General features: G+C 67.8%; 13 protein-coding genes. 12 read left to right on the forward strand and 1 reads right to left on the reverse strand.

The window, feature by feature from the left end; all coding sequences use genetic code 11:
• Positions 1–16: 16 nt before the first annotated feature.
• From NL241_RS12040 to NL241_RS12095, 12 genes are all read left to right on the forward strand, one after another.
• The gene (locus tag NL241_RS12040; RefSeq protein WP_487688350.1) at positions 17–712 is read left to right on the forward strand and encodes an Ntn hydrolase family protein; all 696 of its coding nucleotides are present in this window, start codon (positions 17–19) and stop codon (positions 710–712) included.
• A gap of 77 nt (positions 713–789) precedes the next feature.
• On the forward strand, positions 790–2052 hold the full coding sequence (locus NL241_RS12045) for a GlnX family signal transduction membrane protein (RefSeq protein ID WP_494397652.1): 1263 nt from the start codon (positions 790–792) through the stop codon (positions 2050–2052).
• On the forward strand, positions 2049–3008 hold the full coding sequence (locus tag NL241_RS12050) for a glutamate ABC transporter substrate-binding protein (protein WP_487688355.1): 960 nt from the start codon (positions 2049–2051) through the stop codon (positions 3006–3008). The genes NL241_RS12045 and NL241_RS12050 overlap by 4 nt, the downstream gene beginning before the upstream one ends.
• 1 nt (position 3009) lies before the next feature.
• Positions 3010–4155 carry a hypothetical protein gene (locus tag NL241_RS12055; protein WP_494397653.1) on the forward strand — a complete coding sequence of 382 codons (1146 nt, stop codon included), beginning with the start codon at positions 3010–3012 and terminating at the stop codon, positions 4153–4155.
• Positions 4152–6350: a serine/threonine-protein kinase gene (locus tag NL241_RS12060; RefSeq protein WP_494397654.1), complete on the forward strand. Its 2199-nt coding sequence runs from the start codon at positions 4152–4154 to the stop codon at positions 6348–6350. Before NL241_RS12055 ends, NL241_RS12060 begins: the two co-directional genes overlap by 4 nt.
• Before the next feature lie 101 nt (positions 6351–6451).
• Positions 6452–7345: a PP2C family protein-serine/threonine phosphatase gene (locus NL241_RS12065; protein WP_494397655.1), complete on the forward strand. Its 894-nt coding sequence runs from the start codon at positions 6452–6454 to the stop codon at positions 7343–7345.
• Entirely contained in the window at positions 7342–8631 is a 1290-nt protein-coding gene (locus NL241_RS12070) for a vWA domain-containing protein (RefSeq protein WP_494397656.1), read from the forward strand. Before NL241_RS12065 ends, NL241_RS12070 begins: the two co-directional genes overlap by 4 nt.
• Positions 8631–9248, forward strand: coding sequence for an FHA domain-containing protein (locus NL241_RS12075; RefSeq protein WP_487688367.1), 618 nt, complete (start codon positions 8631–8633; stop codon positions 9246–9248). The genes NL241_RS12070 and NL241_RS12075 overlap by 1 nt, the downstream gene beginning before the upstream one ends.
• A gap of 111 nt (positions 9249–9359) precedes the next feature.
• The gene (locus tag NL241_RS12080; RefSeq protein ID WP_494397657.1) at positions 9360–11639 is read left to right on the forward strand and encodes an ATP-binding protein; all 2280 of its coding nucleotides are present in this window, start codon (positions 9360–9362) and stop codon (positions 11637–11639) included.
• A 2-nt stretch (positions 11640–11641) separates the two neighbouring features.
• Positions 11642–12016: a response regulator gene (locus NL241_RS12085; protein ID WP_494398291.1), complete on the forward strand. Its 375-nt coding sequence runs from the start codon at positions 11642–11644 to the stop codon at positions 12014–12016.
• On the forward strand, positions 12016–13125 hold the full coding sequence (locus NL241_RS12090; protein WP_494397658.1) for an adenylate/guanylate cyclase domain-containing protein: 1110 nt from the start codon (positions 12016–12018) through the stop codon (positions 13123–13125). The genes NL241_RS12085 and NL241_RS12090 overlap by 1 nt, the downstream gene beginning before the upstream one ends.
• Before the next feature lie 8 nt (positions 13126–13133).
• Positions 13134–14723 carry a peptide ligase PGM1-related protein gene (locus NL241_RS12095; protein WP_494397659.1) on the forward strand — a complete coding sequence of 530 codons (1590 nt, stop codon included), beginning with the start codon at positions 13134–13136 and terminating at the stop codon, positions 14721–14723.
• A gap of 3 nt (positions 14724–14726) precedes the next feature.
• On the opposite strand, the gene NL241_RS12100 is transcribed toward NL241_RS12095, so the two are convergent.
• Complete coding sequence (locus tag NL241_RS12100; protein ID WP_494397660.1) at positions 14727–15737, reverse strand: Rieske (2Fe-2S) protein; 1011 nt, start codon at positions 15735–15737, stop codon at positions 14727–14729.
• Positions 15738–15778: the final 41 nt, after the last annotated feature.

Here is a 15778-nt window from a genome sequence, read left to right on the forward strand (position 1 = left end):
ACCCTACGGTGGAAGCATGACCGTAGTTCTAGCCATCAAATGTGCGAACGGCATCGTGCTGGCATCCGACTCGCAAATCACCGACCCTGGCCGGGGACTGAGTTACCCCGCCCAGAAACTGCACCCGCTGGGCGGGCACGCGGCGTGGGGCGGCAGCGGATCCCGTGCGGTGCTCTACGACATCGAGCAGATCTTCCACGACGAAGCCGACGCCGTGATGGAGGCCAAGAACATCGGGCATGCGTTGCAGGCCAAGGTGCTTCCGGTGTTCAAACACCATTACGACAGCTTCATCCCCCAGGTACCCGGCCAGGAGAAGGCGGGTACACCGGCGACGTATCTCCTGGCCGCGGGGTACGTCGACGACGAGCCTTTCATCATCGACCTCGATCCCAATGGACTGCTCGGACATCACGAGGTCACCGGTTTTCAGGCCATCGGCAGCGGTGCACCCATGGCGCAGCAGGCCCACGCTCTGCTGGCGCACTTCCGCATGACCGAACGCGACCTCGACTACGGCGTCGTCGCCGCGTTACGGGTACTGGAAGCGTTGGATGCATCCTCGCCGAGTGTCGGTGGCCCGATGGACATCTGCCGGCTCACCCCCGAAGGAGCCCATCACCTCACCCCCGACGAGGTGGAAGACATTCGCCGCCAAGTGAATCGGTGGGTGGATCTCGAGCAGAAGGCTCTCGACCAGCTGTTCGACTGACCGGAATCTCCGACAGCGCGCGCTCGAAGGCCCCCTGGGATTACGATCACGCGTAGCTGACGGGGGTGGTGAAGACGATGGTCGCGCCGCGGACGGTGGATACCCGCGCTTCGGTGGCGTGGTTGCGGCGCTTCGCCCGTACCACTCCGGGCGTACTGTGCCTCATCGCCGCGGTCCTCGCGTTCGCGTGCGTCCTGACCGGTGTGGTCAGCGGCGGCCAGCTCGACGGGCGAATAGCGCAGCACACCAGAGTTCTCGACCGGTCCGAGCCACTGGCCTATGCGGCGCAGGACCTGTACGCCGCACTCTCGGCTGCCGACGCCGCTGCGGCGTCGGCGTTCCTGTCGGGTGGCGTCGAGACGGCGGCCATGCGGGCCCGTTACAAAGACGCACTCGCCAGCGCCGCGTCGGCGTTGGCGGACGTCACGGCGGGTGCCGCCGATACCGCCACCCGTACTGCCGCAGCCGACATCTCGGCGCAACTGACGGCCTACGCGGGTCTGATCGAGTCCGCACGGGCCAACAATCGGCAGAATTTCCCGATCGGGTCGGCCTACCTGCGGGAGGCGTCGGCGCTGATGCAGAATTCACTGCTGCCGGGCGCAGAGAAGATCTTCGACGACAAGCTGGCGGCGCTGGACACAGACCAGCGTTCCGTGGGCGCCCTGCCGATCACCACCCTTGTGCTGCTGGCCGTGATCCTGGTTCTGCTGGTGGTGAGTTCGGTGATCACGGCGGCGCGCACCAACCGCGTGTTCAATCTCGGCCTGGTCGTGTCCGGGGCCGTCGTGGTGGTCGTTCTGGTGTGGGTGGTGACGGCCACGACATTGGCGGGCAATGCCATCGAGGACAGCCGGACCGAGGGCACCGTCCGGTTCGGGCAGCTGGCCCAGGCGCGCATTCTGGCTCAGCAGGCACGTACCGATGAGACTCTCCAGCTGATCGCCCGCGGGGATATCACGGCCTCGGAGAAGACCTTCAACGAACGTGTCGCGAACCTGGACGGTCAACTCGACGACGGTCCGTCCGCCGCGATGAACGGCCTCGACAAGTGGACCGACAGTCATCGCAAGCACGTGGAGGCCTACCTCGGCGGGGATTACCCGGCGGCTGTCACACAGGCGATCGGGGACGCGCCGGACGCGTCCGCGGCGCAGTTCGCCGGCGTCGAAACGAGCCTGCGCGACGAGATCGAGCAGACGCGGGCCACCCTGCGCGATCACGTGTCCACCGCGGGCGGCTTCCTGGCCTGGAGTCCCACCGGCACCCTGGTGTTGATGGTCGTGGCCGGGGCCGCGGCCGTGGTCGGATTGTGGCCGCGGCTCAAGGAGTTCCTGTGAGGACACACTGGGCAGCGTTCGCGGCAGCGGTGGCGCTGCTCGCCGGGTGTTCCTCCTCGACGCCGGAAGGGTCGGTATCGGTGGCGCCGGTGTACCCCGAGCCGGCCAGTGCCATCGAGGTGACCACGATGCCGACAACGGCAGTGGCGGACTGTGATCGGGAAGCGAGTCTGCGTCCCGGTCCGCTGCCCGCCCCGGGCGCCATGCCGCCCGGGTCGACGATGGCGACCATCCAGCAGCGCGGCCGCCTGGTGGTGGGCGTCGACCAGAACACCTTTCTGTTCGGCTACCGCAACCCGGGTACCGGCCAGCTGGAGGGTTTCGACATCGACATCGCCCGGGAGATCGCCCGGGCCATCTTCGGCGACCCGAACCGCGTCGACCTGCGTGTCGTCGATGCCAGCCAACGCGAATCGGAATTGCAGTCCGGGCGAGTGGATCTGGTGGTGCGAACCTTCTCGATCACCTGCGCGCGCAAACAGAACATCGCCTTCTCCACCGTCTACTACAACGCCAAGCAACGGATCCTGGCGCTGAAAGGCTCGGGGATCGATTCTGCGGCAGCACTTTCCGGGAAGCGGGTGTGCGCGGTGGCAGGGACGACGTCGCTGGCAGCGCTGTACGGGCTCGACCCCCGGCCGGAACTGACCAGCGTCAGCACCTGGACCGATTGCCTGGTGATGCTGCAGCAGGGCCAGATCGACGCGATCAGCACCGACGACGCGGTGCTGTCCGGCCTGGCGCGTCAGGATCCCACCGTCGAGATCGTCGGTGAGAGCCTGGGTGTGGAGCCCTACGGTGTGGGGATCAACAAGGAGCATGCCGACCTGGTTCGATTCGTCAACGGAGTCCTGGACCGACTCCGCGACGACGGCACCTGGGAGCGCCTCTATGCGACCCACCTGCAGAGCTTCGGCCCGTCACCCGGTCCGCCGGCGGCACGGTACGAGGACTGACATGACGGCGCTGAGCACCGACGAAATCGATCGCGAACTCGACTCGCGCAGTAGGGAAGTGGCCGCCATGTCGTCCACCATGGTGGAACTGGACAGCCACCCTGGACTCGCGCACCTGCGCCGGTACCCGCCGACCGGTCTCACCGCTCAACGCTGGACGGTGATCGAGACGGTGCTGACCCAACTGTGGGAAGACCTCGGCAGGATGAGCGCCATTCTGGATTCGGCGCGGGCCACGCGGGCGCGGGGATCGCGGCTCGACGAGGACGAGCGCGCCGAGATGACCCGGTTGCTGCGGGAGCGGCACTACGAGGTGGCGCGCCGGCCGGTCCCACTGTCGCAACGCGAGATCGCCAGTCCCGCCGAGGCGGTCGAGTTCGTGGGGCTGGCCGACACCGCTGACCGCATGCGCGCCACCTATCCCGGGGTGGTCGAATTCCTGGACGCAGTGGACGCGGTGGACGCCGCTGTGGCCAAAGGCCTTGCGCCGTGGCAGCAGCGTCTCGAGGACGCGGGCGCCCCCGCACCGCCGGAAATGGCGCAGTTGTTGCACACCTCGGCACACGACCCGTTGTCACTGAGCCCGAGCGACATCGACGACCGCGTCGCGGCCATCGCCGAGCGCGTCACGCAGAGCCTCGATGAACTGGCAGAACTGCAAGCAGTGAAGGCGAATTGGCTATCAGCGTTGACGGATACCGCAGCGCAACTCGACGAACTGCATCGCGTCACCGAACAGGCCGCGCAGACCAGAACCCACGCCGAGCAAGTGGTGCTCGCCGGCGCGTTCCCGCTACGCGACAACACCGAAGCCGGATTGCGCGCCGCGCTGGCGGCGCTCACCGCACCGGATCCGCGGGCGTTGCGTGCGTTACGGCAGCGCATCGATGACGCACTGCAGGCCGCCCGCGACGACCACGAACTCGCGCAAGGCCTGCTCGACCGCCGGGCCGAGCTCAACGGCAGGCTCAGCGCCTACCAGGCCAAGGCGGCGCGGCTGGGCCTGGGCGAAGACCGGGATCTGCTGGCCTGCGGTCGTATCGCCTCAGGTCTGCTGTCCCGGCGGCCCTGCGATCTGCGCGCGGTCACCCGCGCGGTGGCAGACTTCCAGCAGTTGCTCACCGAGAAGCGGGGACATACCCGATGAAGTGTGCCGAACCCGGCTGCGATGGCACCGTCGTCGACGGTTACTGCAACGTGTGCGGCACCGCGCCTGCGGAAGTCGAGGCGCCGGGCACCGCCGCCATGGCCGCACCCAGCGTCGCGACCGCCCGGTCGGCCGTCACCGCCCGCACCGGCTCCAGCCGCTCGGCCAGTGTGCGCGGCCGCCTCGGCGCGGGAATCGTCGCCGTTCCCCGGATGCCGAAAGGTGACCCCGCCGCGGCCATCCTCACCGACCCGCAGGTGCCCGAACGGAACCGGTTCTGCGGCAATCCGCAGTGCGGCAAGCCGGTAGGGCGCGCGCAGAATGATCAGCCCGGCCGCACCGAGGGGTTCTGCACGCAGTGCGGCACCCGGTACTCGTTCATCCCCAAGCTTTCCCGTGGCGACCTGGTGGGTGGCCAGTACGAGGTGCAGGGCGCGATCGCCCATGGCGGGCTGGGCTGGATATATCTGGCGATCGACCGCAATGTGCACAACCGGTGGGTGGTGTTGAAGGGGCTGATCAACTCCAGTGACGCCGACGCCATCGCGGCCGCGGCGGCCGAGGTGCTGGCGCTGGCCGAAGTGGAGCACCCGAACATCGTGCGCATCTACAACTTCGTCGAGCATGTCGACCGGGCGGGCACCGCGGTCGGTTACATCGTGATGGAGTTCGTCGGCGGCACATCGCTGAAACAGATCCGCAAGACCCGCAATGCCCCCCTGCCGCCGGATCTGGCTGTCGCCTACATCATCGAGATCGCCCCCGCGTTGGGCTATCTGCATGCCCAGGGGCTGGCCTACTGCGATTTCAAACCCGACAACGTGATGCAAAGCGATGAGCAACTCAAGCTGATCGACCTGGGCGCCGTCATCTCGATGGATGACAAAGAGAGCTCCCTGTTCGGCACCGTCGGCTATCAGGCGCCCGAGATCGCCCATACCGGACCGACTGTCGCCAGCGACGTCTACACGGTGGGTCGCACCCTCGCCGTCCTGGTGATGGACGTGCCGCAGGAGAACGGGCACTTCGTTGCGGCACTGCCCGGCCCTGACACCGTTCCCGTGTTGGCCAAATACGAATCTCTACACCTGGCCATTCAGCGCGCCACCGATGCCGATCCCGCACAACGCTTTTCGTCGATGGAGGAGCTGGCAGATCAGCTCACCGGTGTACTGCACGAGATCGTCGCCACCGACACCGGTGCCGAGCAGCCACGCACGTCGCACTACTTCAGCCCGCAACGCGCGGTGTTCGGGGCGGGATCGGATGAGCCGTTGACACCGGCTCAGGTGGTGGCCACCCTGTCGGTGCCGGTCGTCGACCCCAATGACAGCGGCGCGGCGTTGCTGGCCACCACCAGCGGCACCTCACCCGCACAGCTGGAACAGGCGCTTCGCCTGTCCCACAGCGGAACCCGGCAGCGCGCAGACAGCTCCGTGGAGATACCGCTGCGTCTGGTGCGTGCGGCGCTCGAACTCGGTGACCCCGCGGTGGCCCGGGCCCGGCTCGCCGAGCTGAACTCCGTCATACCCAACGATTGGCGGCTGCGCTGGTACGGCGGACAGTGTGCTCTGCTGGAGAAACAGTTCGATCTCGCCGACGAAGAGTTCACCTCGGTGCTGGCCTCACTGCCCGGCGAGCTGGCCCCGAAGGTGGCGATCGCGGCGGCCGCTGAACTGGGCGGCGATTATGACCGCGCCGCAAAGTACTACGAAACGGTCTGGCGCACCGATCGCGGGTACGTCAGCGCCGCATTCGGTCTGGCGCGCCAGCGGGCGCGCGCCGGGGAGCGCGCAGGTGCCGTCGCAGCGCTCGACCAGGTGGTGCCCGCGTCCGCGCAGTACACCGCGGCCCGGGTCACCGCCATCGAGGCGCTACTCGACGGCAGCACCCCGGACACCGTGGACGAGCCCACGCTGACCGACGCCGGCGCCCGGGCCGCGGCCCTGACCCTGGAGTCGGCGGAGCGGCGGGCGAGTATCAAACTTCGGGTGTTCGAGGCGGCGCTGAGCTGGCTGCAGACCGGGAAGGAACCGTCGACGCCGCGGCTGCTGGGCGCCGACTTCACCGAACCGGGGATCCGAGCCGGGATGGAACGGTGCTACCGCGACCTCGCGCACGAAACCGCCGACATGTGGGAACGAATCACGCTGGTGGAGAAGGCCAACGGCGTCCGGCCGAGGACACGCCTGTGACGTGCCCACGCTGTGATGCGACTGTGGCGACCGCCGACCGGTTCTGTGGCAGCTGCGGTGCCCCACTGGCGGACCTGCACAGGGTCACCATCCCACGACCGATGCAAGACACCGGCGCCGCATGTCAGGACTGCGGTAACACCACCTTCACCGACGGGTACTGCAGTGCCTGCGGGCACCGGCGTGCGGCACCCGACCGGGACCAGGCCGAACTGGGCGGCGTGGTACTGGTCACCGATCGCGGTATCGAACACAGCCGCAACGAGGACGCCGCCGCTGCCGGAGTGATCAGAGGTGGTGACGGCTCCCTCACCGGTTATGCGATCGCCGTCAGCGACGGTGTCTCCACCTCCGACGAAGCGCAGCTGGCGTCGGCGGCGGCCGCCACCGCCGGCGTGGACGCCATGCTGACAGCCCTGGCGTCGGGGGCGGACACCCGGGCGGCGACGCTGGCCGGTTTGGCCCAAGCCACCAAGGCCGCCGCATCAGCGCACGCCGGAGCCGACCCGGCCACCGCGCCGTCGTGCACCTACACCGCGACCGCGGTCCTGCCCGCCGGCGACGGTACTGCCACCATCACCATCGGCAATGTCGGTGACAGCCGGGCCTACTGGCTGCCCGCCCCGCCGGCAGCCGCCCGGCAACTCACGGTCGATGATTCGCTTGCGCAGGAACTCATCGCCACCGGGCTGCCCGCCGACTCGCCCGCCGTGTTGCGCGGCGCGCACACCATCACCCGCTGGCTCGGTGCCGATGCCGACCCCCAGCCCTGGGCTGAGGACAGCGTGCAGAACCTCACCGTCACCGGCCCGGGGGTCCTGCTGCTGTGCAGCGACGGGTTGTGGAATTACCTGCCCGCGGCCGAGGAGCTCGCGCGGTTCTGTGCGGCCGGGGACGCCACCTCGGCCGCACAGGCGCTGGTGGAGTACGCACTGTCCGCGGGTGGCCAGGACAACATCACGGTCGTCATCGTCCCGATCGGAGGAACACCATGAGTTCAGCTGCGCAGCAGGGTATCTCCGTCGACGTCGACCACAATCCCTATCTGGCCGAGGGCAGCGGCACAGTCGACGCGATCGTCAGCATCGCCGCAAGCGCAGAGCTGGCCGCCGCCACCCCGGCCCCAGAACGGGTGGAAGCCATCGTCATCGACACCTCGACCTCCATGCTGTCGCCCGCCTCCAAATTCGACGGCGCCAAACGCGCGACGCTGGCGGCCATCAACGAACTCGTCGACGGGACCCACTTCACGGTGATCGCGGGCTCAGACAAAGCCAAGAGTGTCTATCCGGCTCAGGGCGGGCTGGCCCCGGCCAACCCCACGACCAGAGCCGAGGCGGCTCGCGCGGTCGATGCGCTACGGCCCAACGGCGGCACCGCGATCGGGAAATGGCTGGCTCATGTCAGGGGCATCGTCGGGCAACGCCCCGGCGCGTTGACCCATGCCATCCTGCTCACCGACGGCAAGGACGAACACGAGACCCCCGAACAGCTGGGCCAGGAGATCGGGCTGTCCGAAGGCGAGTTCACCTGTGATTGCCGCGGAGTGGGCACCGACTGGCAGGTCGAAGAGCTCCGCGCCATCGCCTCGGCTCTTCTGGGCACCGTCGACATCGTGGCCGACCCCGAAGACCTGGCCGAGGATTTTGCGAGCATGATGCGCACCTCCATGGCCAAGTCGATCGCCGATATGACATTGCGGCTGTGGACCCCGGCGGGCGCCCGCATCGAGTTCGTCAAACAGGTGGCGCCGACCGTCGAGGACCTGACCGCCCGGCGTGTCGACACCGCCGCCCAGACGGGCGAGTATCCGCTGGGATCCTGGGGCGCCGAGGAACGCGACTACCACGTGCAAGTGGACGTCGAACCCGCCGCGGTGGGACGCGAGAAGCTCGCCGCCCGGGTGACAGTCGTGGCGGGGGATCAGGTGCTGGGTGAGGGGCTGGTCAAAGCGGTGTGGACCGCCGATTCCGCGTTGTCCGCCCGGATCAGCAGGCGGGTGGCGCATTACACCGGCCAGGCGGAACTGGCGCAGGCCGTGCAGGAAGGGTTGAGCGCGCGCAAGAGCGGCGACGAAGCCACCGCCACCGCCAAGCTGCAGCGTGCCATGGAACTGGCGGTGGAGTCCGGCAACGACGGGACCGCCACCTTGCTGCGGGGCGTGATCGACGTGGATGAGCGGACCGGGACCGCGCGACTGCGCCGGGAAGTGGCCGCCGCCGACGAGATGGCCCTGGACGCGCGGTCGACGAAGACGGCCCGGGTGCGGAAGGAGTCCTGATGCCCACTTGCATCGAGGGGCACACATCCGTGGCGACGGACTACTGCGACGTCTGCGGTTCGGCGATCGCCGCCGCACCGGCTGCGCCGGTTGCCGAACCGGCATCGTGCCCGGCGTGCGGTTCGCCCATCAGTGGCCGGTTCTGTGAATCCTGTGGTCACGACTCGGCGCTTCCGGCGCCCGTCACGTCCTCGGCTGCGACACCGGCTGCACAGCAGACGGTGTGGACCGCGGTGGTGGCCGCCGACCGCGCTTTCTACAACCGGGTGCTGGCGCGCGGCGGACCCGATACCGTGGAGTTCCCGCAGTTCTTCCCGGAACGACGAATCACGCTGCAGGACAACGCCACCCTCATCGGTCGGCGCAATGCCGGCCAGGGTATCGAACCGCAGATCGACCTGGGCATCCATCCCAGCGATCGCGGGGTGTCCAGCCAGCACGCGGTGCTGCGCCTGCACGGTGCGGAGTTGACCATCACCGACCTCGGCTCCACCAACGGCACCAGCCTCAACGACAGCGAGGCCTTGCTGAAGAACGGCGCCGAGACCCCGCTGGCCGACGGTGACCGGATCCACGTGGGGGCCTGGACCACGATCACGGTGCTGCGCAGCCCATGAACGGCGAAACCTCCACTGCCACAACGGCAGAATGAATCCATCTGACGGACGTGTATTGCCGCGTGCCCGCCTGAGGGCACAGAATGGCTAGAGGTCCTAAAGGGGGGAACTGTGGCCGATCCGCCGGGCGTCACAGGAAGCTCTTCGGGTGATTCGCCCGATCTGCTCCGCGAGCTGCGTGACGCCCGGGAACAGTCGGCAGCCAGTCGGGAGATCCTCGCGGCGCTGGGCCGCGACGTCGCCGATCCCGGAGCCGTACTCGACACGGTGGTCGAATACGCGGCGCGACTGTGCGGCGCCGGCGCCGCACAGTTGTTCCTGCTCGACGGCGACATGTTCCGGCTGTCCCGGGTGTCCGGCAAGACCCCGGACACCTACCGGCAGCATCTGCTCGAACAACCCATCGCCCGCAACCGCTCGTCCACCGTGGGGCGAGCGGCGGCCGACAAGAAGACCCATCAGATCGCCGACGTGCTCAACGATTCCGAATACGGGCGCCTCGACCTGCAGAGCCTCACCGGGTTCCGCACCTTGATGTCCACCCCGATGATCCTCCAGGACGAGGTGGTGGGCGTGCTCTCGCTGTGGCGAACCGACGTGGCGCCCTTCGATGTTCACGAACGCGAGCTACTCGAGGAGTTCGCCGTCCAAGGCGCCATCGTGCTGCGCCAGGTCGAACTGCTGCGTGCGCTGGAAGCGCGCGGCGGCGAGTTGGCCAACAAGGTCGCCCAACTGGAAGCCCTCCGCGAAGTGGGCGAGGCGGTGGGTTCCAGCCTCGATCTCGACGAGGTGCTGGACCGGATCGTCAGCAACGCCGTCCGGTTGACCAACCTCGGCTTCGGTGACATCACCCTGGGGACCGACGGCGGGTCGATCCTCGAATACGACGAAGCCGCCGACGTGCTGAGGATGCGCGCCGCGTTCGGCAGCAGCGCCGAACTGCTCCAGCAGCTCAGCGCCATCACCATAGATCGGGATTCGACGCGGTTGGGCCGTGCTGCGCTGGCGCACAACACACTCGAGATCCCGGATCTCGCCGACACCGAACTGGACCCCTACCTCGACGTCCTGCTGCGCGATGGCTGGCGGTCGGTGCTGGCGGTGCCGATGCTGCGCGGTGACACCCTGATCGGGGTACTGATGATCCGCCGTCGCGGCACCGGGTCGTTCCCGCCCGACGTCATCGACATGCTGCAGACCTTCGCCAGCCAGTCGGCGCTGGCGATCGTCAACGCGCGGTTGTTCGGTGAACTGGAGACCAAGACAAACGAACTCGAGGTCGCCAGCCGCCACAAGTCGGAGTTCCTCGCCAGCATGTCCCACGAGCTGCGGACCCCGCTCAACGCGGTGATCGGGTTCTCCGAAGTCCTGCTCGACCGGATGTTCGGTGAGCTCAACGAACGTCAGGACGAGTATCTGCGTGACATCTGGCATTCCGGCCGGCATCTGCTCGAACTGCTCAACGAGATCCTCGATCTGTCGAAAGTCGAGGCGGGGAAGATGGTCCTGGAGCCCAGCACGTTCAGCGTCCGCAGCGTGTTGGATTACACCCTGGCCATGGTGCGCGAACGGGCCGCCCAGCACGGGATCTCGGTGACGGCGACGGTCGCCGACGACGTCGACACCATCGACACCGACGAGCTGCGGTTCAAGCAGGTGGTGCTCAACCTGGTTGCCAACGCGGTGAAGTTCACCCCAGACGGCGGGCGGGTCAGCGTACGGGCCACCCGCGCAGGTGCCGAACTCGTCGTCGAGGTCTGCGACACCGGAATCGGGGTGGCTCCCGAGGATCAGGAGCGGATCTTCGAATCCTTCCAACAGGGCCGCCGCGGCCCCGCCAAGGAGGAGGGCACCGGGTTGGGGTTGACGCTGTCGCGGCGGATCGTCTCTGAACTGGGCGGCCGGATGTGGTTGGAGAGCACCCTCGGGGTGGGGAGCACATTCGGTTTCGCGATCCCGGGTCTGGTGGACAGCGACGATCAGGCGGGCACCGACGACGGGGGACTACCCGCGGTGGTCCTCGTCGACGACGACCGCGCGTCGCTGGACCTGATGGACGCGTATCTGGCTCGACTGCCCGTGCGGGTGCTGCGCTGCCGCGACGGCCACGAAGCGCTCGATCTGATCGGCAAGGTGGGCCCTGAGGCGGTGGTGCTGGACATCCACCTGCCCAGGGTCGACGGCTGGCAGGTCCTGGCCGCCCTTAAGTCCGACCCGAACACCGCGGGAATCCCGGTGGTGATCGCCTCGGTGGTCGATGACCGGCCACGCGGGCGCGCACTCGGCGCCGCGGTGTACCTGCTCAAGCCGGTGCGGCGCGACGACCTGATCGAGGCCCTGCGCTGCGTCGGGGTGCTGTCGGGTGGGCAGCGCGGGACGGAGGCGTCGTGACCATGCCGAGAATTCTTGTCGTCGAGGACAATCCGTTGAATTTGAAACTGGTTCGTGATGTCCTGCAGTACGCCGGCTATGAGGTCACCGAAGCCCGGACGGGGGAGGAGGGCGTGCACACCGCCCGCCGATTGCCGCCCGACCTGGTGCTGATGGACCTGCAGCTGCCCGGGATGGACGGCGTGGAGACACTGCACCGGATGCGCGAGGACGGCCTGTCGCCAGAGGTCCCGGTGGTGGCGGTCACCGCGTTCGCGATGGCCGAGGACCGGCAACGGGCGTCGTCGGCCGGATTCGACGGCTACGTCGAGAAACCGATCAGCGTGCGGGCGCTGCCCACCCAGGTAGCCGAGTTCCTTGCCGGCCGACCGTCGTGATGACCGAACAGGTGACCGTGCTCGCGGTCGACGATCAACCCGCCAATCTGCGGCTGCTGGATGCGGTGCTGACGCCGCGCGGGTACCGGGTGATCACCGCCCCGTCCGGCGCCGAGGCGCTGGCCCTGCTGGAGACCGACAACATCGACATCGTGCTGCTGGACATCGTCATGCCGGAGATGGACGGCCATGCGGTGTGCCGGATGATCCGCGCCCGGCCCGCCACCGAGTTCCTGCCGGTGGTGATGATCACCGCCAGCGGCAGCGACCAACGACTGGCCGCGCTGGAATCCGGCGCCGACGACTTCATCACCAAACCCTTCGACAAAAGCGAATTGCTGGCCCGTGTCGCATCATTGGCGCGGATCAAGCGCTACCACGACACAATCGTCTGGCAGGCCGACGAACTGGCACGATGGAACGCCGAGCTGGAGACGCGTGTCGCGCGGCAACTCGCGGAACTGGAACGCACCAACCGGCTTCGCCGCTTCCTGTCACCGCAACTGGCCGAGCTGGTGGTCGGTGACGAGGACCTGCTGCGCAGCCATCGACGCGAAATCGTGGTCGTGTTCACGGATCTGAGGAACTTCACGCCGTTCGCCGAGGCCAGTGAACCCGAGGAGGTGATGGGTGTGCTCAGCGAGTACCACCGCGCCATGGGTGCGCTGGTACATGCGTACGAGGGCACCCTGGAACGTTTCACCGGCGACGGGATGATGGTGTTCTTCAATGACCCCGTCGAGTGCGACGATCCAGCCGAACGTGCGGTGCGGATGGCGGTGGGGATCCGTGACGCCGTGCGTGAACTCGCCGCCGGATGGCTGCGCCGCGGCCATGACCTGGGCCTGGGAATCGGTATCGCGCAAGGGTATGCCACCCTGGGCCGCATCGGCTTCGAAGGCCGGTTCGACTACTCGGCGATCGGCAGCGTCACCAACCTGGCCGCGCGGTTGTGCGCCGAGGCGACGGCGTGGCAGGTGCTGGTGACCGATCAGGTGCTCGCCGCGACAGAACACCTCTCGGTCGCCGAGATGGTGGGCGATGTGCGGCCCAAGGGATTCAGCCGCTCGGTGCGGGTCCACAACATCAAAGCACTCGACGACAGGTAGGTGAGCACATGACCCAACTACAGGTACCCGCCCAGCACACCGACGGGCTGCGGCTGTCGCAACTGGATGAGCAGCAGCGGTACCGTGCGTTCGACGGACTGCAGACGGCCATGCCCTCGGTGTGGCGGTCCATGCAGCTCGGACTCGACGACGAGTCCGTGGTGGTGGTGCCCTCGATCAGCATCGAACGCAGCACCCCCGGCAGCGGCACCATCATGCAGGCCATGGAGGAGCGGGCACTGTTCTTGCTGTTGTTGCTGCGGCAGCCCCGGTTGCGGATGATCTACGTTACGTCTCAACCGATTTCAGAATCCATCGTCGAGTACTACCTCGGGCTGTTGCCCGGGGTCATCCCGAGCCACGCCCGGGCCCGGCTCACGTTGGTGGCGGTGGGCGACGCGTCGGCGGTGCCGTTGAGCGCCAAACTGCTGGCGCGGCCCCGGTTGTTGCGGACCATCCGCTCGCTGGTGCCCAATGCGGCGCGCTGCCATCTGATCCCGTACAACACCACGCCACTGGAGCGGGATGTCGCGCTGTCTCTGGGTGTTCCGATGTACGGCGCGGATCCGCGGCTTTCCGATCTGGGCACCAAGACCGGCTGCCGCAGGATGTTCGAGGAGCTCGGGGTGCCCTGCCCGGTCGGTGCGGAGGACCTGCACTCCGTGGCCGAGATCGTGACGGCGGTGTCCGACATGCGCCGGCGCCGCCCCTCCCTGACCCAGGCGATCGTGAAACTCAACGAAGGTGTCTCGGGCGCGGGCAACGCCTCGCTGGACCTGTCGGATCTGCCCGAGCCCGGCGGCCCCGACGAGGAGGGGCTGATCACCGCCCGCGTGCGCAGTATGCAACCCGAATCCGAAAAGCTCTCTGTAGACGCCTATCTGGCGGCGTTCGCCAAGCACGGCGGGATTGTCGAAGAGCGGATCTCGGGTGTCTCCTTGACCAGTCCCAGTGTGCAGATGCGCGCGCTGCCCGACGGTACCGTGGAACTGTTGTCCACCCACGATCAGCTGCTCGGCGGCAAGAGCGGGCAGCAGTACCTGGGTTGTCTGTTCCCGGCGGATCCCGCGTACGCCAAAGCCATTGCCGAACCGGCGATGGTGATCGGCCGGCACCTGGCGAGCCTGGGCGTGTTGGGCCGCTTCGCAGTAGATTTTGTTGTGGTACAGGATGATACGGGCGCATGGGAGCCGTATGCGATCGAGCTCAATCTGCGCAAAGGCGGTACCACCCACCCGTTCCTGACGCTGCAGTTCCTCACCGACGGCAGTTACGACGGCGAGAACGGGGTCTACCTGACCCGAAGCGGCAGTCGCAAGTACCTGGTGGCCACCGACCACCTCGAAGACGAGCGCCTCAAAGCCCTGACCGTCGCCGACCTGATGGACATCGTGGTGGACCACGGCCTGCACTTCGACCAGTCGCGGCGCACCGGCGTGGTGTTCCACATGATGAGCTGCCTGACCGAATGTGGCCGCTTGGGGCTGACGGCCGTGGGCGACAACCCCGAGGACGCGTGGCGGATCTACACCGAAGCCCAGTCCGTGTTGCTCGGTGAAGCCGACCGGGCTCTGGAGGAGGGGGCGCTGATCGGGTGACGCTCAGGTGGTGCGGGTGCGCAACGCGTACACCCGTTCGGCGTACACCAGGTCGTCGCGCCACAATCGGTTGGCCGCCAAGCGCATGAACGGCGTCATGACCGCCGATGCCTTGGGCGCGTATTTGAATCCGGACCGGTCGGAGTGCGCGATCACGGCCTCGATGACGGCGGTGCGGGGTCGCCCGTCTGGGCCCGGGCCCAATGGCGTGGCGTGGGTTTCCACGACGCTGCCGGTGCCTTCGCCCTCGACGATGTGCATGACGATGGTGCGCGGCTCCGGACAGGTGAATTCAGCGATCACCGGAACACCGACGCGGCCGATGTGGAACGTCACCGAGACGACGAAGCGGTCGAGATGTTCGGCGACGTCCTCCTCGGCGGGGGGAGCGTCGAGCACCTCCAGCGCCGCGAACGAATACGGGTGGAACCACGACCCGTGCCACGGGTCCAGACGGTTGCTGATCACGTCCCGCGGTTCGCACACCCCGGTGAGCCGCGTGACCGCAGAGATCCGGGGTTCGGCCGGCCGCGTCGGCAGAATCGGTGCATCGGTAGGGGTTTCGCCACCCACATCATCGAGCCGGACCCAGGTGAGCACACCGTCGTCGTGTGCGGGATACGGAGTCCAGCCCGGCCGGGCGTGACCGGTGAGCCGTAACCCGTGCCACGGGCACACCAGTGCACCGCGGTCGACGGCGGCGGTGCACAGGTCGGCACCGAGGTGAGGACAGGCCGCGGGTGCGACGTGGAGCTGCTGGTGATCATCGCGCCACGCGACGAGTTCGCGCCCGCCGACGGTCGCACTGAACGGCCGGTTCCGGATGTCGGCGCTGGCCGCCAGCACATACCAGTTGCCGCTGGGCCGGCGCAATGCCCGTTGCAGTGCCGAGTCGATGAGGGCCGGGTCGGCTTCGCGCCACGTTGCCCGCTGCTCGGCCCACCGTGCACGCGGGAGTACTTGGAACGGCGTCACTTTGGAGGCGCGACGGAGCAGGCCGGTGCGAGGTTTCACGATGGTTGCCGCCTTTCGCCAGCAATACGATGCAGCACCTT

The organism is Mycolicibacterium sp. SMGY-1XX, assembly GCF_059132455.1.

Coding starts and splice junctions, on each gene's coding strand:
- NL241_RS12040 (WP_487688350.1), top strand. CDS start 17: ATGACCGTAGTTCTAGCCATCAAATGTGCGAACGGCATCGTGCTGGCA.
- NL241_RS12045 (WP_494397652.1), top strand. CDS start 790: ATGGTCGCGCCGCGGACGGTGGATACCCGCGCTTCGGTGGCGTGGTTG.
- NL241_RS12055 (WP_494397653.1), top strand. CDS start 3,010: ATGACGGCGCTGAGCACCGACGAAATCGATCGCGAACTCGACTCGCGC.
- NL241_RS12060 (WP_494397654.1), top strand. CDS start 4,152: ATGAAGTGTGCCGAACCCGGCTGCGATGGCACCGTCGTCGACGGTTAC.
- NL241_RS12065 (WP_494397655.1), top strand. CDS start 6,452: ATGCAAGACACCGGCGCCGCATGTCAGGACTGCGGTAACACCACCTTC.
- NL241_RS12070 (WP_494397656.1), top strand. CDS start 7,342: ATGAGTTCAGCTGCGCAGCAGGGTATCTCCGTCGACGTCGACCACAAT.
- NL241_RS12075 (WP_487688367.1), top strand. CDS start 8,631: ATGCCCACTTGCATCGAGGGGCACACATCCGTGGCGACGGACTACTGC.
- NL241_RS12085 (WP_494398291.1), top strand. CDS start 11,642: ATGCCGAGAATTCTTGTCGTCGAGGACAATCCGTTGAATTTGAAACTG.
- NL241_RS12090 (WP_494397658.1), top strand. CDS start 12,016: ATGACCGAACAGGTGACCGTGCTCGCGGTCGACGATCAACCCGCCAAT.
- NL241_RS12095 (WP_494397659.1), top strand. CDS start 13,134: ATGACCCAACTACAGGTACCCGCCCAGCACACCGACGGGCTGCGGCTG.